This window comes from Robiginitalea myxolifaciens (genome assembly GCF_900115205.1).
Classification (GTDB): Bacteria; Bacteroidota; Bacteroidia; order Flavobacteriales; family Flavobacteriaceae; genus Robiginitalea; species Robiginitalea myxolifaciens.
In genome coordinates this window covers 1,544,042-1,557,225 of record NZ_FOYQ01000001.1, presented here as the reverse complement: position 1 = coordinate 1,557,225, position 13,184 = coordinate 1,544,042, and the positions used below count along the sequence as shown (strand labels likewise).

15 protein-coding genes are annotated in these 13,184 nt (G+C 49.7%); 4 read left to right on the top strand and 11 right to left on the bottom strand.

From position 1 onward, the window contains the following. Nucleotides 1-97: 97 nt before the first annotated feature. Entirely contained in the window at nucleotides 98-1,246 is a 1,149-nt protein-coding gene (locus tag BM318_RS06860) for a sensor histidine kinase (RefSeq protein WP_092981736.1), read from the top strand. Nucleotides 1,247-1,248: 2 nt separating this feature from the next. Continuing rightward, nucleotides 1,249-1,602: a hypothetical protein gene (locus tag BM318_RS06855; protein ID WP_092981734.1), complete on the top strand. Its 354-nt coding sequence runs from the start codon at nucleotides 1,249-1,251 to the stop codon at nucleotides 1,600-1,602. On the opposite strand, the gene BM318_RS06850 is transcribed toward BM318_RS06855, so the two are convergent. From BM318_RS06850 to greA, 4 genes are all read right to left on the bottom strand, one after another. Continuing rightward, entirely contained in the window at nucleotides 1,599-1,994 is a 396-nt protein-coding gene (locus BM318_RS06850) for an HIT family protein (protein ID WP_092981732.1), read from the bottom strand. The genes BM318_RS06855 and BM318_RS06850 overlap by 4 nt on opposite strands. A 48-nt stretch (nucleotides 1,995-2,042) precedes the next feature. Next, nucleotides 2,043-2,693, bottom strand: a complete 651-nt coding sequence (locus tag BM318_RS06845) for an SdpI family protein (protein WP_092981730.1) — start codon at nucleotides 2,691-2,693, stop codon at nucleotides 2,043-2,045. After that, the gene (locus tag BM318_RS06840; RefSeq protein ID WP_092981728.1) at nucleotides 2,690-2,953 is read right to left on the bottom strand and encodes an autorepressor SdpR family transcription factor; all 264 of its coding nucleotides are present in this window, start codon (nucleotides 2,951-2,953) and stop codon (nucleotides 2,690-2,692) included. Before BM318_RS06840 ends, BM318_RS06845 begins: the two co-directional genes overlap by 4 nt. A gap of 96 nt (nucleotides 2,954-3,049) precedes the next feature. After that, nucleotides 3,050-3,526, bottom strand: coding sequence for a transcription elongation factor GreA (gene greA, locus BM318_RS06835; RefSeq protein WP_092981726.1), 477 nt, complete (start codon nucleotides 3,524-3,526; stop codon nucleotides 3,050-3,052). A gap of 118 nt (nucleotides 3,527-3,644) precedes the next feature. Here greA and BM318_RS06830 point away from each other — a divergent pair, with 118 nt between their 5' ends. Further along, nucleotides 3,645-4,091: a Rieske (2Fe-2S) protein gene (locus tag BM318_RS06830; RefSeq protein WP_092981724.1), complete on the top strand. Its 447-nt coding sequence runs from the start codon at nucleotides 3,645-3,647 to the stop codon at nucleotides 4,089-4,091. A gap of 15 nt (nucleotides 4,092-4,106) precedes the next feature. Here the strand turns inward: BM318_RS06830 and BM318_RS06825 are convergent, their stop codons facing one another. The 5 genes from BM318_RS06825 to BM318_RS06805 all read right to left on the bottom strand — a co-directional run bounded on the left by BM318_RS06825 (nucleotide 4,107) and on the right by BM318_RS06805 (nucleotide 10,579). Continuing rightward, a complete protein-coding gene (locus BM318_RS06825) occupies nucleotides 4,107-6,374 on the bottom strand; it encodes a TonB-dependent receptor (RefSeq protein WP_092981721.1) in 2,268 nt (755 codons plus the stop codon). 579 nt (nucleotides 6,375-6,953) lie between these two features. Beyond that, on the bottom strand, nucleotides 6,954-9,056 hold the full coding sequence (locus tag BM318_RS06820) for a DUF4301 family protein (protein WP_092981719.1): 2,103 nt from the start codon (nucleotides 9,054-9,056) through the stop codon (nucleotides 6,954-6,956). After that, the gene (gene pnuC, locus BM318_RS06815) at nucleotides 9,011-9,655 is read right to left on the bottom strand and encodes a nicotinamide riboside transporter PnuC (RefSeq protein WP_092981717.1); all 645 of its coding nucleotides are present in this window, start codon (nucleotides 9,653-9,655) and stop codon (nucleotides 9,011-9,013) included. The genes BM318_RS06820 and pnuC overlap by 46 nt, the downstream gene beginning before the upstream one ends. A 21-nt stretch (nucleotides 9,656-9,676) precedes the next feature. Continuing rightward, complete coding sequence (locus BM318_RS06810; RefSeq protein WP_092981716.1) at nucleotides 9,677-9,937, bottom strand: thiamine-binding protein; 261 nt, start codon at nucleotides 9,935-9,937, stop codon at nucleotides 9,677-9,679. 9 nt (nucleotides 9,938-9,946) lie between these two features. Further along, a complete protein-coding gene (locus BM318_RS06805; RefSeq protein ID WP_092981715.1) occupies nucleotides 9,947-10,579 on the bottom strand; it encodes a 4'-phosphopantetheinyl transferase family protein in 633 nt (210 codons plus the stop codon). 148 nt (nucleotides 10,580-10,727) lie between these two features. Between BM318_RS06805 and ahcY the strand changes: the two genes are divergently transcribed. Beyond that, the gene (gene ahcY, locus BM318_RS06800) at nucleotides 10,728-12,044 is read left to right on the top strand and encodes an adenosylhomocysteinase (RefSeq protein ID WP_092981714.1); all 1,317 of its coding nucleotides are present in this window, start codon (nucleotides 10,728-10,730) and stop codon (nucleotides 12,042-12,044) included. Between the two features lie 93 nt (nucleotides 12,045-12,137). On the opposite strand, the gene BM318_RS06795 is transcribed toward ahcY, so the two are convergent. Together BM318_RS06795 and rpmA are read right to left on the bottom strand one after the other, a co-directional pair. Beyond that, nucleotides 12,138-12,722, bottom strand: coding sequence for a DUF3332 domain-containing protein (locus BM318_RS06795; RefSeq protein ID WP_092981712.1), 585 nt, complete (start codon nucleotides 12,720-12,722; stop codon nucleotides 12,138-12,140). A 196-nt stretch (nucleotides 12,723-12,918) separates the two neighbouring features. After that, nucleotides 12,919-13,179, bottom strand: a complete 261-nt coding sequence (gene rpmA / locus BM318_RS06790) for a 50S ribosomal protein L27 (protein WP_092981710.1) — start codon at nucleotides 13,177-13,179, stop codon at nucleotides 12,919-12,921. Between the last annotated feature and the right edge of the window lie 5 nt (nucleotides 13,180-13,184).

The following is a 13,184-nucleotide window of genomic DNA, read 5'->3' as shown; positions in this document are numbered from 1 at the left end:
GGGAAATTTAGGTCCAAAGCGAAGGCTGCCGGCGGGCACTTGTCCACAACAAAACCGGCTAAATTGAGTTATCTTTACCAATACCTACCCGCCGGCCATGCGCTTTAATCCACCAAAAAAAATCACCAACGCCGTACTCCTGATCTCGGCCTTTGTGATCGTAAGCCTGATCCTGTGGAATACCAACAGCTTCTTTAAAAAATTCAAGGAGGAAGAACGGCACAAAATGGAGATTTGGGCTACGGCCCAGTCCGAATTGCTGAGCTCCCCGGAAGATCAGGAACTCGGAAATATTTACCTGAAGGTTTTTCAGAATAATACGAGCACGCCCATGATCCTGGTCGATGCCGATGGGTCGTACAAGCTGCATAACTTACCGGATCTCGATCCTGCAGACACCCTGGGGATCCGACAAAAAATAAGAAGGTTCAGTTCCGAGAACAGCCCCCTTGAAATCAGCTACCAGGAGGAATTACTGGCCACCCTTTATTACGGTAATTCGGAGGTGCTCAACAAACTCAAGTTCTACCCCATAGCGCTGTTGTTGATCATTTTCCTTTTTGGCGCAGTGATCTTTTTCTTTTTCAAGACCAACAAAGCCTCCGAGCAAAACCGCCTCTGGGCAGGAATGGCCAAAGAAACCGCACATCAGATCGGTACGCCGCTAACCTCGCTACTGGGATGGAACGAATTGCTTAAGGAGAAATCCCTGACGCCGGAGATAACGGATGAAATCGAAAAAGATATCATCCGCCTGCAAACCATTACGGAAAGGTTTTCCCAAATCGGTTCCAAGCCAAAACTGGAAGTGGCGGATATTGTGGCAGAAACCAGGGATGCCTATGAGTACCTGCAGGCAAGGAATTCCAAATTAGTGCGTTTTAGTTTTACCCCTGGTGCGGCATCCGTTCCTGTTATGTTGAATCCTTCACTTTACCAATGGACCATAGAAAACCTGGTAAACAATGGAATCGACGCCATGAAAGGGAAAGGAGAAATCGCTATTGAGGTGATCCCTGAAAATTCCTGGGTGAATATCCTGGTCAGCGATACCGGGAGCGGGATGCCAAAAAACCAATGGCATCGCATCTTTGAACCGGGCATTACCACAAAGAAACGCGGCTGGGGCCTGGGCCTTTCTTTGGTGCGTCGGATTGTCGAGGATTACCACCAGGGTAAGATCAAAGTTTTATCTTCTGGAAAAGAAGGAACGATAATGCAGCTAAGCTTGCAAATGCACAAATAATTATGGCCGAACACTGGGAACTGATCAAAGAAGCGCCAATAAAGAACAATTGTCCGGAGTGCTATAACCAGGACCTCATTATGCAGTTTAAGCAAAAGCATTTGCGCACGCGGATGTACCATCGCACCTCAGCAGAATTGCGGGAGGAATTACACTGTAATACCTGTGGTTCGCGTATCTACCCTGTGAGTTGGACCCCGGACATAGAGAATAGCGTCAATTACTACCGAAAAATGGCAACGCCCGGCAAATCGGGAATACGTTTCAGCTGGCTGTTTTATGTGCTGTTCTTGTTGGCAATAGCCCTGGTCGGGGCAGCCGTTTATACCTATCTGGAAGGCATGTGGGGAATTTAATCCGCTAAGGCTTCACGAATAGCAGCCGCTGTTTGCTGGAACTCTTCCTGACTCAGTTTTACCTTTTTTCCGAATGTTGCATCGACCATGGAGTTCAGTGGGATCAAATGCACATGCACATGGGGAACTTCCAGGCCTATGACGGTCATTCCCACACGCTTGCAATCAACGGCCTTATCCACAGCAAGGGCAACACGACGAGAAAAACGCATCAGGCTTTCATAGGCCTCCGGATCCAGGTCGGTTATTTTGTCGACTTCCTTTTTCGGAACGCAGAGGGTATGTCCCCTGCTGTTGGGATTGATGTCGAGAAACGCAAAATTATCCGCATCTTCTGCAACGCGGTAATCGGGTATTTCGCCCTGGAGGATTCGTGTGAAAATGCTTGGCATACCGGGAGTTTAGAGTCCTAAATATAGTAAATCTCCCAAGCGGTTTGCTTATGATTTATCTGCAGTAAGCCTCCGGTACTCCTGATAGGAATATACCAATGGGATAACGGCCAGGATAATAGGTAATCCAAGGATGAGGTAGAGTTGCCATTGACTCCCGGTCAAAAAGGCCAGTACAATCATAAGTATCCCCCCAGCAAACCAAAGTTTTCCGCCCAATTTATGCGTCTTTTCCCATACTTCAGGATGTTCCAGGGTCCAGGGGGTACGAATTCCGATAAAGTAATTGGGTTGTACGGTTTTCATATAATTCCCGAGTACGGCAATGAGCAACCCAACGATGACCAAAATAGGAGTGGTCCCTGCGCTTTCCCCTTGCTGTATCATATAGATGATAACACAGGCCAGGGCACTCATTGAGGCAACCAGGGCAAACTTGAGCTGATCGTATTTCCGCCCCATCTGGGCAATTTTCTTTTTGGGATCGATAGCGGGAACGACCAGCAAAATCAGGTAAATAAGCCCTGAGGTAATCGCTGGCAGGATCCACACCTGGGACTTGGGCCCGTAACGGTCAATTTCGCCCTGAATATTCCAGTGCATCGGGACCGATTCCGGAAGCTGGTTCCAGATTATACCCAGATAGATAAAGGGAATTGCTACTAATACGAGTAACGGGAGTTCTTTTTTTAGTTTCACGGCTTTTCGTTTTTAAGTTGGATAACCCAGTGCAAGAGATCTTCGACGATGCTGGTGTTCAATTCATAGTATACATACTGCCCCTCTTTACTTCGCCGGACCAACCCCGCCTGGAATAAGAGCTCGAGGTGGTGGGAGATACTCGGTCTTGAAATGTCGAAGTGTGAAGCGATATCACCAGCCGAGAGGCGCCCCTGCTTCAGCAACTCCAGGATACTGCGCCGGGTGGGATCGCTCAGGGCTTTGAAAAGGGCATTCACTAATTATATATTTAGATAAATATCTAAATACTAATTCACATTTCCAAATGTCCGTGCTATTAACTACTCTGAAAATAGGCTTGTTGCCGGCTGGCGCTACTCCCGGCTAATATCCAGGATTTTTAGCTTTAGGGTGCCGTTGGGGACCTGAATCTCAGCAATCTCCCCTACCTGCTTCCCGAGCAATCCCTTTCCAATCGGGGAAGTCACAGATATTTTTCCCGCCTTGAGGTCGGCTTCGCTTTCGGCTACCAGGGTGTAGCTGAGTTGCATCTTATTGTTGAGGTTCTCCAGTTTTACTGTAGAAAGTACCAGTACCTTGGAAGTGTCTAGTTGGGATTCATCAATGATCCGGGCATTGGCGACTAATTCCTCCATTTTGGAAATTTTCATTTCCAGCAATCCCTGAGCTTCCTTGGCCGCGTCGTATTCCGCATTCTCAGACAGATCTCCCTTATCCCGTGCCTCGGCAATCGCCTGGGACGCCTTGGGGCGTTCCACATCGCGAAGCTGATTGAGCTCGTCTTTTAATTTTTTGAGTCCTTCTGGCGTGTAATAGGATACTTTGCTCATGACATTGACGTATTTAAAAGCAAAATCCCCTGCAACCTACGCCAAGCGTAAGTTTGTGAGAGGATTTAGGCCAAAGATACACAATTTTTGCGGATTTTTGTAGTTCAACGTACTGACGATGCGCCCTGTAAAGTCCATATACAGCCTGCTGGCATGCCTTGTATTCCTGGCCTGTTCCAAGGATACCCAACAGCGAAATCCCTTCCTTCCGGAAATAGGATTTCGTTTCGATATCAACCTGAATTTACCGCTTTACAGCCCCTTGCTTACCCAGGGGAACCCGGTGTTCCTGGACAACGCTGCAGTGGGTATACGCGGCGTCTTTGTCATGAATACCGGCTTTGAACTCTACCGCGCTTTTGAGGCCAGCTGCCCCAACCATGCTCCTAACAGTTGTTCTACCCTGGAGCTAGACGGACAAGTCGCTCGTTGCTCCTGCGAAGACTACGAATACAGCCTGTTTACCGGACAAATGCTAAACCGCCCGGATACCGAAGAGCGCCTCTATGACTTATTGGAATACCGCGCGAATCGCAGTGGTAACATCGTGACCATCCAGAATTAACGCCTCCCCACACTTTTAAAATCGCGCCGTAACGCCAGCCAGAAAATGGATTCCCGCCTGCGGATAATACCCAACCCCTTCAATGGTGGTGATTGTTCCCGGGTTCGAAAAATCATCATCGAAGGTGTAGAAAAACCCATTGCTGCTAAAGCGCGCATCGAACAGGTTATTCACCAGGCCTGTAAACGTCAGTTCCGGCCAGCCTCCTTTGGCGGGTAGGGTATAGACCAAATTCAGGTCGGTCTGGCTGTACCCTTCCAAACGGGAACGTTCGGCCTCAATATTGCTCATAAACTGGTCTCCCACATACTTATTGAGCACAGCAATCTGCCATCCAGAACCCGGACTGTATACCAGGCGACTCCCGGCAACAACCCCTGGTGAAAACGCTATTTCCGTGTTCCCGAGGTTGCGCAGTTCTCCATCCCTCCGGAAAAAGAAATCCACATTACGGTTAATGCTCAGGGCCAGATTGGGTTGCCATTGGATTCGATTTCCAAGGGGAAGGGAAGCATCCAATTCTATCCCCAGGCGATAACTATCTCCTACGTTGGCCCGGATGGGAGCGCCCACATCGTTGAGTTCTCCGGTCAGGACCAACTGATCTTTATAGCGCATGTAATAGCCGTTTACCTGGAAACTAGTCCCCGCTTTCAGATAACGCCAGCCCAGCTCAAAATCCTGGAGTCGCTCAGGACGGGGATTACCGTTTTCGTAATCATTGCGATTGGGTTCGCGATTGGCTACCGCGTATGAAAAATAAAGGTTCTGTTTATCGTTTAGGGTATAGGTCAGGCCGGTTTTAGGATTAAAGAAATTAAAGCGGTCGTCTACCAATCCGGTTTCATTTCCATTGGCCTGATAACGGACCCCGCGGTACTGCACATCTGCGAAGAATCGCAACCTTTCGCTCAGGTTGGTCTCCGCCTTGAGGAACGTATTGAAATCGTCTTTCTGGGAGTCGTCTTCATAGTAGCGGAAACCCCGGTCAATCTCAGGGGCGTTCCGCGCCCAGATCACCTCGCCAAAATGATCGCCGCGATAGGTATTCCAGCCACCGCCCAGGGTAAACTGCCACCCGGCATTCCTGTATTGGGCCGAAAATACGGTACCGTAAAAATCATTGTCGAGCCAGCGGCGGCGAATGTAATCTGTTGTGGTCCGGGTTTCCCCGTTAATATCGACCGGATCCTGGCCTAGGAAGTCCAGGCCGGCATCAGGAGCAAAAAATACGTTGGTATAATACCACTCATCTACATACTCCTCAAAAAAACCGCGCCCCCGGGTGTAGTGCAGGGCAATATTGGTTCGCAGTGATGGGGACCAGGATTCGCTCCAATGCAGTTGAAAGTGATCCTGTTTGTAATTGTCTACCTGATTCTCATAGAAGCCCTCGAAATTCCCCTCGGCGTCGAACTGCACTCCGGCCACGTTGAAGGTTCGGTTGGTTTCCAGGTTATTATCAACCCCGATAGCACTCAGGATTGCCGGATCAAACCCATACCATGACTGGTAGGTAATTTCATGGCCGCCAAAAAGCAAGGCCTTTATCAGGGTGTTATCGTCCAGGTAAGCCCCTTGCAGGAAATAGGAATCCAGGTCAGACGAAGCCCGGTCAATGTACCCTTCCGAAGCGATTCTGGACAAGCGCCCCGATATTTCAAAATGGTCGGAAAGCAAGCCACTGCTGAACTTAAGGGTAGCCTTATGGGTGTTGAAACTACCTGCGCTAGCGGCCAGTTCGGCATACGCCTCGGGCCCTACGGCATCGGTAAGCAGGTTGAGACTGGCCCCAAAAGCTCCCGCTCCGTTCGTGGAGGTCCCTACCCCGCGCTGCAATTGCAGATTCTGAACCGAAGAAGCGAAATCAGGCATATTTACCCAAAATGTACCCTGGGATTCTGCGTCGTTATACGGGATCCCGTTGATGGTGATATTAACCCGGGTAGCATCGCTTCCCCGAACACGTATCCCGGTGTACCCCACTCCTGCTCCGGCATCGGAGGTGGTCACTACCGATGGCAGGTAATTCATAAGCACAGGGATATCCTGGCCCAGATTGCGCTTGCGGATTCGTTCGGCTTCCATGTTGCTAAAGGTTACCGGTGAATTTGTTTCGGCCCGGACGGCTGCCACAAGTACCTCATCCAAAACGATCTCCTGTTGCAAGCTGTCGGCAGGATCTTCTTGTAATTCCCGGTTGGTTGAATTGGTCTGTTGCCCCCAGGCAGGCAGCTGCATTGCCAAAAGCAGCAATGCGGTAAGCGAATAAATACGTTTCATCCGTAAAAATATTTACGAATAAAAGGGGTCATTATTCTTTGGTGAAAAATTGAATTATGGCGCCCCGTGTTGCGCCTGTTATCCCTTGGCAGCATTACCTGCCCAGGTTCATCGGGTATAATCTCAGCCTCCTTTTACCGGATAGAACCGGGATTTTGGAAAGCACCCCTTGAGAGATGCGCAAATATACAACCAAAAAAAAACCCCAGACAAATGTCCGGGGCTAAAGAAACTCCACAGCCATGGAAATAGTCTAACACCGGACCCACAATAAGACAGGTAGGTACTCGCCCCGGTGCGCTTGGGAACTAGCTTCCAAAAAGGCTGGGAGTCATTGGGGATTGACCATGGTTAGTGTCCGTATAGCCGAATCCTTTTTCGTTTGAAGTGGGTCCTGGAGTTCCTGAATTTCAACAGTCTCCGCTGCGCTTAGCCGCCTATCTGTCCATACCATGGCCAGACAAGCAAGGAGGTAGCACGATGCACAAAGTAGGGTATACTTCATTTTGGGGAACTTTTGTGTCTTTCTGTAATTAAGACACCAGGTTTCCCATCAGGTCACAAAAAAATCTGGAAAAGTTAAACCCCCTTGTTATTATGGGCGGGTTTAAGCAGGTCATTTACGGTTTTAACCGGGTTGAAAGTAGACACCGGGACTTCCACAAAAATGGTGTTCCAATAGGCCATTCCCCCATTCCAAAGGCCGGGTAATTCAAGAGCTTTCAATTCCCTTCCCTCGTAGGTCTTGGAGGTTATGAAGCCCTGTTTGCTGTTCACAAACTCCATCAGGTCGTATTTGTTCCCGCGGTAATCGCGCAGGCCACAAACCAGGTCTACCGGGTTAAAGTGCGTGGATTCGCCGAAAATCTTTTGTTGTTCCCTGTCCTCCATATTGACCTGGGCAGATTCCACAATCTGAAGGGATTCCCCCCCACCTTCATCGTGGATCCAGAATGGACCCCCACCGGGTTCCCCTTCGTTTTTTACCATACCACAAACCCGGATAGGCCTGTTGAGCCGACTGTTAATCCATTGCTGCCGGGCATCAGCGGACAGCTTGTCAAAGTCGTTCGGAAGTGAATTATTCAGGCGTTCGACTAAAAAGGAGGCCGCTTCCTCCAGTATTCCCGGGCCCGGGTCTCCCCCCTCGAGGAGCCGTGCCATGCGGAAGGCCTCCGCCTGGATTTCCAGTAATAGCCCGCCGAGGACTTTCTTCCACTTTCCAATTTCAGGTAGCTGCTCCTTAAGCACCACATTATCGATATTCTTGATAAACAGGACATCGGCGTCCTGCTCATTCAGGTTCTCGATAAGGGCGCCATGCCCGCCCGGCCTGAGCAAAAGTTGCCCTTGGCCATCCCGAAATGGCTGGTTATCCGGATCAACGGCAAGGGTGTCGGTAGCCGGTTTCTGGAAGGAATGACTCATTTGGAAAGCAACTCCGGTCTCGGCTTCCATTCGGGATCTGATTGCTGCAAAGGTCTCCTCGAACAGGTCCTGATGCTGGGGGGAAATCGTAAAGTGTAAAGCGCTCTCCCCTCCTCGGGTAGCGTACATAGCTCCCTCCCTCAGATGTTCTTCCAGGGGTGTAGCGCTTCCTCCTTCGTACTGGTGAAAGGGGAGCAAGCCTTTGGGATAAAAGCCGAAATTGAGCCCCTGTTCTCCCAGCATTTCTGACACGAAAGTATGGAGATAGGCGCCTTCCTTTAGATCGCCAGGAACCTTCTCATGAACCGCCTGGAAAAAAGGGAATTCCCGCAGACGACTGTAAAAATCAGCAACGGCTTTGTTCTCCGGATCTGCCAGGTAGTCCGATAATTCCTGTTTATCGGGATCGAAGTCCGAAAGGAATCCGAACAGGGCCTTAAACATCCTGGAGGCAGCTCCGGAAGCCGGTGTAAACTTTCCAAGGTCAAATCTGTCGCTGGAGTTTTCATAGTGGGTAACAAGGCGATCCTGCTGAGCGGCATCCAGCGCTACAATCCCATCCCCGATCACAGCGGCCTTGCTCAGCGAAACAAAAGGGATTCCTCGCCGGAAAGTTTCGAGCTGATCCTCGATTTTATCCATAGTAATCCCCCTGGCATTCAAAAATTCAAGATCCTTTGCGTCGAACATATCCTTGCTGAGTATTTTGTCTATTTCGCTTACGGCTAGCCGGAAACGTTCCGCCTGCGTTCCCTTTACTGTAACAAATCTACGATTATTAGCCTGCAAGGCGTGCTCAAAAGCCCGGAACATTTCTTCCCGGGAATCGGGTCGATCGCGCAAGTCGTCGGGTTGCCAGGGCACATCGATGTAGGTGAGCAGGTAGAGGTCGTAGTGGTTTTCCTGAGCATATTTGCGAAGGATCGGATCGGCATATCCGTCAAAGTACATCTCAGAATAGACCTGGGTTTCCAGTAAATCGGTATCGCATATTAAGACCTGGTTGGCCGTTGCTGCCAGTTTATTCTCCAGAGCCATCTGCCCGGCTGCAATGGGTAACAAATCCTCAAGGGTGCAAATTTCCCCGGTTTTGTCCCACTTTTCCTGTAAGTATTCCCGAGCGTATTCCGGCACCCAATGGGTTGAGTAGTGCTCAGCCAATTGCTTTGCCAGGGTAGTCTTTCCGGTAGATTCCGGACCAAAGAGTACTACGCGGCAGAGGGAATCCTGTCGTTGTCCATATACTTTTTCCATTGCAAATAACCTTGAATAGCCAGTATGGTAAAGATCAGGTATTGGAGGGAAAGCATTCCCCAACCCCTGTAGGCATAAAGGGGGACGGTGATCAGATCGGCAAAGATCCAAAGAGTCCAGTTCTCGAGTTTTTTGTTGGCCATATACCACATAGCGGTAAAAAAGACCCCTGAAGTAAATATATCGAGGTAATTGGTCCATTCCAGCACCGTACCGCTCAGGCGGTAAACCAGGTAAGTAACGCCCAGGGTCAGGAGAAATAACAAAAACCCAATGCCTTTTTCCCTGAGATTTGTCCGGGTAATATGGACCACCTTTTCACCATCTTTCCGGCGGGCCCAGTTCCACCAGCCGTAAACGCTCATTATGGAATAATACAGGTTGAGCATCATGTCGCCCAGCAAACGGTCCTGGAAAAAGATGTACATGGTGATCAGGGTGGCGATCAGCCCCGTAGGGTATACCCAGATATGTTCTTTTTTGGCATATACCACGCTTGCGATTCCAAAAAAGAATGCGAGGGCTTCCAGGACTATAAGGAACACCTCGCGATTGCGATACGGCTCCAGGAAAAAATCGGAAACTGTGGTTAACTCCATGGAATACTCCCCTATGCCCCCTTAAAAATGTGGCTCGTAGTCACTGCGGTCTGTCTTTACCATTTTAAGGAAGAAGACCCCCTGGTCCACAGCTTCCAGGCTTGCTTTCATCTCCCGGTTCAGCACATCCATTACCCGATCATAAGGGCCATAGATCTGAGTGCTCATGGGATTCTCGAGAACCTTGAGGCCCGAAGCCCGCAAGGCTTTTATAAATCGGATGATTTCATTTTCATAAGTGTCCCGGAGCGGGCTGTAGGTGAGTTCTACGGAGATATTCATGGGTTGTATTTAATCCGCGAGCGCATACCCGCAGGTGTAACCTTCAAATTCCAGAAACCGGGTCGTAAATCCCCTGGTATTCGCTCCAAAGGTAGCCTTTCCCGTACTTTGCGGATCGTCCATGGAAAAATCGGCTATCCGGATATGCTCCAGAAAGCTGAGCCCCGGTTGGGACATTACTTTATAGATAGATTCTTTGGCGGTCCAGACCATAGTGAGTTTCCGGATCAGCGCCTCGTCATTGGCCAGAGAACGATACTCATTCAAGGGGGTAAATTTATGGGCAATCCTGAGGATTTTATCCCGCTGCTTTTCAATGTCGATCCCCACTTCCTGTTTTCCCGAAAAAATAACTCCGGCAAATTCAAAGGAATGCGTAATTGAAATATTTGTACCGTCCTGCAGGTGGGGTTTCCCTTGCGAATCGTAGTATAAATCCTGATCCGTATATCCCTCTACCGCCAATAAGTGGCGTATGCTCAAAAATCCTCGCCGATGTATACCCGACTTCATACCGTTGAGGCGCTCCTGACAGGGCAATCGAAGTTCAATTCCCCGGGCCAGGTCGGCTTCGGTCTCCGTGACGCGCCAGATATGTGCCCGAACTTGCGGTGCGGGGGTTATGGATTGATGTAGCGGCATGAAAAATGCTCGGTGTTTCGTATTTTTGCAAAGCGCAAGAGGAAGGCGGTGCCAAAGGCTCCCCTGTATTTCCTTCTGCAAAAACTAAAATAAGAATTATCAGTCGCTTCTGAGGATTTCAGAAGGCTGAATAAATCCAAAAAATTGCATGAGTACCAAGACGGAAACTTACGTTCCTTACAAAGTAAAAGACCTAAGCCTGGCGGATTGGGGTCGTAAGGAAATTGAACTGGCCGAAGCAGAGATGCCCGGACTGATGGCCCTGCGCGAAGAATACGGCGAGGCTCAGCCGCTTAAGGGTGCCCGGATTGCCGGCTGCCTTCACATGACTATTCAGACTGCTGTGTTAATCGAAACCCTGGTGGCCCTGGGTGCAGAAGTAACCTGGAGCTCCTGTAATATTTTTTCCACCCAGGATCACGCGGCAGCGGCTATTGCTGCGGCGGGTATTCCCGTTTATGCCTGGAAGGGGATGAATGAAGAGGAATTTGACTGGTGTATTGAACAAACCCTGTTTTTCGGGGAAGATCGCAAGCCCCTCAATATGATCCTCGACGATGGAGGAGACCTGACCAATATGGTCCTGGACCAATATCCCGAACTGGTAGAAGGTATCCGGGGATTGTCCGAAGAAACCACAACAGGGGTACACCGCCTGTATGAGCGCATGAAGAAAGGCACCTTGCCCATGCCGGCGATCAATGTCAACGACTCGGTAACCAAATCCAAGTTCGACAACAAATACGGCTGTCGCGAAAGCGCCGTTGATGCCGTACGCCGCGCCACAGATACCATGCTGGCCGGAAAGCGTGTGGTCGTTGCAGGCTACGGAGACGTAGGTAAAGGAACTGCCGCCTCGTTCCGCGGTGCCGGAGCCATTGTAACCGTTACCGAAATTGACCCGATCTGTGCCCTGCAAGCCTGCATGGACGGTTTTGAGGTGAAAAAGCTGGAAACCGTAGTCGGCGATATGGACATCCTTATCACGGCAACCGGAAATAAAGATATTATCCAGGAGGAACACTTCCGGGCCATGAAAGACAAGGCTATCGTCTGTAATATCGGACATTTCGATAATGAGATCGATATGGCCTGGCTCAATGGAAATTACGGGGACACTCGTGACGAAATCAAGCCGCAGGTAGACAAGTACACGGTCGATGGAAAGGATATAATCGTCCTAGCCGAAGGACGTCTGGTAAACCTGGGGTGTGCCACCGGTCACCCGAGCTTTGTGATGAGTAATAGCTTTACCAACCAGACCCTGGCGCAGATTGAACTGTGGAAGCATCACGACAAATACGAAAACAAGGTCTACATGCTGCCCAAACACCTGGACGAAAAAGTTGCCGCCCTTCACCTGGCCCGCCTGGGTGCGGAGCTTACGGAACTGCGGGGCGACCAGGCCGAATACATCGGTGTAGCTGCCCAAGGCCCGTTCAAGCCAGACTATTACCGATACTAAGCACTGCTTACAAATAGAAATGAAAACCCCCGGGTAAGGTTACCCGGGGGTTTTTTTATGCCTGCGAACTAATTCAAATAGAAGTCTGGCCCATTACCTGGCCTCGGCCAGCATCCCATCCATCATATAGCAGTCTTTGTACTCCTGTAGCAGCGCCAATCCTTCCTGACGCTCCATGTCGTCCCGGATAATAACTTCCTTCCCATTGGGCATGTAAACAATGTACATTCCCTCTTCCATTCGGCTCAGGGGAATAATCTCTCCATCAGGGCGAATCGCATTCCAGGACTTTTCATCCGGACGGTAGAACATTTCGATTTTGCTTCCGGCTTTTGGCCCTTCCAGTACATGTACAGCCATTCGGTTTTTGGTAGCCTTTAACTCGTAGGTGTTCCCCTCGAATTCCACCAGTTGTATTTCGGTTTCCCCTTCGTCCATGGCAATGGGGTTAGACCCGGACCAGAATTCGATAACGTTGAAAATTAGGGAGTCTCCCAGGAAGAACAGTCCATAAACAGGGATAATATTCAGCCCCCAGAATACGAGGTTATTCACAAATTTGCTGTCGCTGACCTGCATGTTCCACTCCTTCAGGTTGTTGAAAGCGGCAAAGGAGCCCAAACAGCTGCTGGACATCAGGGATACAGCCAGAACGACTGCCAAAACGGATTTTTTCATAATAACTAGGTTTAAAGATTACGATTCATTCCTCTGAAGGTAAATATTTCCTGATTAGTTTGGAAGCATTCACAAACCTTCGGAGCTACAAATGCGCACTGATTTTGCTGTTGTAACTGGAATTATCCGTTAGGGGCAAAAAAAAGCCCGATCGCGCACAGGGCGCGATTGGGCTTAATATGAAAAGGTAATGCTCTTAAGCCTCGAAGGGCTCGATAGAAACAAAGGACTTACCTCCCGATTTCTTGTCAAAGCGAACGATACCGTCTACCTTGGCGTGAAGGGTGTGATCCTTACCTACGTATACATTATCTCCGGCATTGTGACGGGTTCCCCGCTGCCGAACGATGATATTCCCGGCCAGGGCTGCCTGACCTCCGAAAATTTTAACGCCGAGTCGTTTAGATTCCGACTCCCGTCCGTTCTTGGAACTACCTACACCTTTTTTGTGTGCCATGATAT

Coding starts and splice junctions, on each gene's coding strand:
- BM318_RS06860 (WP_092981736.1), top strand. CDS start 98: ATGCGCTTTAATCCACCAAAAAAAATCACCAACGCCGTACTCCTGATC.
- BM318_RS06855 (WP_092981734.1), top strand. CDS start 1,249: ATGGCCGAACACTGGGAACTGATCAAAGAAGCGCCAATAAAGAACAAT.
- BM318_RS06850 (WP_092981732.1), bottom strand. CDS start 1,994: ATGCCAAGCATTTTCACACGAATCCTCCAGGGCGAAATACCCGATTAC.
- greA (WP_092981726.1), bottom strand. CDS start 3,526: ATGAGCAAAGTATCCTATTACACGCCAGAAGGACTCAAAAAATTAAAA.
- BM318_RS06830 (WP_092981724.1), top strand. CDS start 3,645: ATGCGCCCTGTAAAGTCCATATACAGCCTGCTGGCATGCCTTGTATTC.
- BM318_RS06825 (WP_092981721.1), bottom strand. CDS start 6,374: ATGAAACGTATTTATTCGCTTACCGCATTGCTGCTTTTGGCAATGCAG.
- BM318_RS06820 (WP_092981719.1), bottom strand. CDS start 9,056: ATGGAAAAAGTATATGGACAACGACAGGATTCCCTCTGCCGCGTAGTA.
- pnuC (WP_092981717.1), bottom strand. CDS start 9,655: ATGGAGTTAACCACAGTTTCCGATTTTTTCCTGGAGCCGTATCGCAAT.
- BM318_RS06810 (WP_092981716.1), bottom strand. CDS start 9,937: ATGAATATCTCCGTAGAACTCACCTACAGCCCGCTCCGGGACACTTAT.
- BM318_RS06805 (WP_092981715.1), bottom strand. CDS start 10,579: ATGCCGCTACATCAATCCATAACCCCCGCACCGCAAGTTCGGGCACAT.
- ahcY (WP_092981714.1), top strand. CDS start 10,728: ATGAGTACCAAGACGGAAACTTACGTTCCTTACAAAGTAAAAGACCTA.
- BM318_RS06795 (WP_092981712.1), bottom strand. CDS start 12,722: ATGAAAAAATCCGTTTTGGCAGTCGTTCTGGCTGTATCCCTGATGTCC.
- rpmA (WP_092981710.1), bottom strand. CDS start 13,179: ATGGCACACAAAAAAGGTGTAGGTAGTTCCAAGAACGGACGGGAGTCG.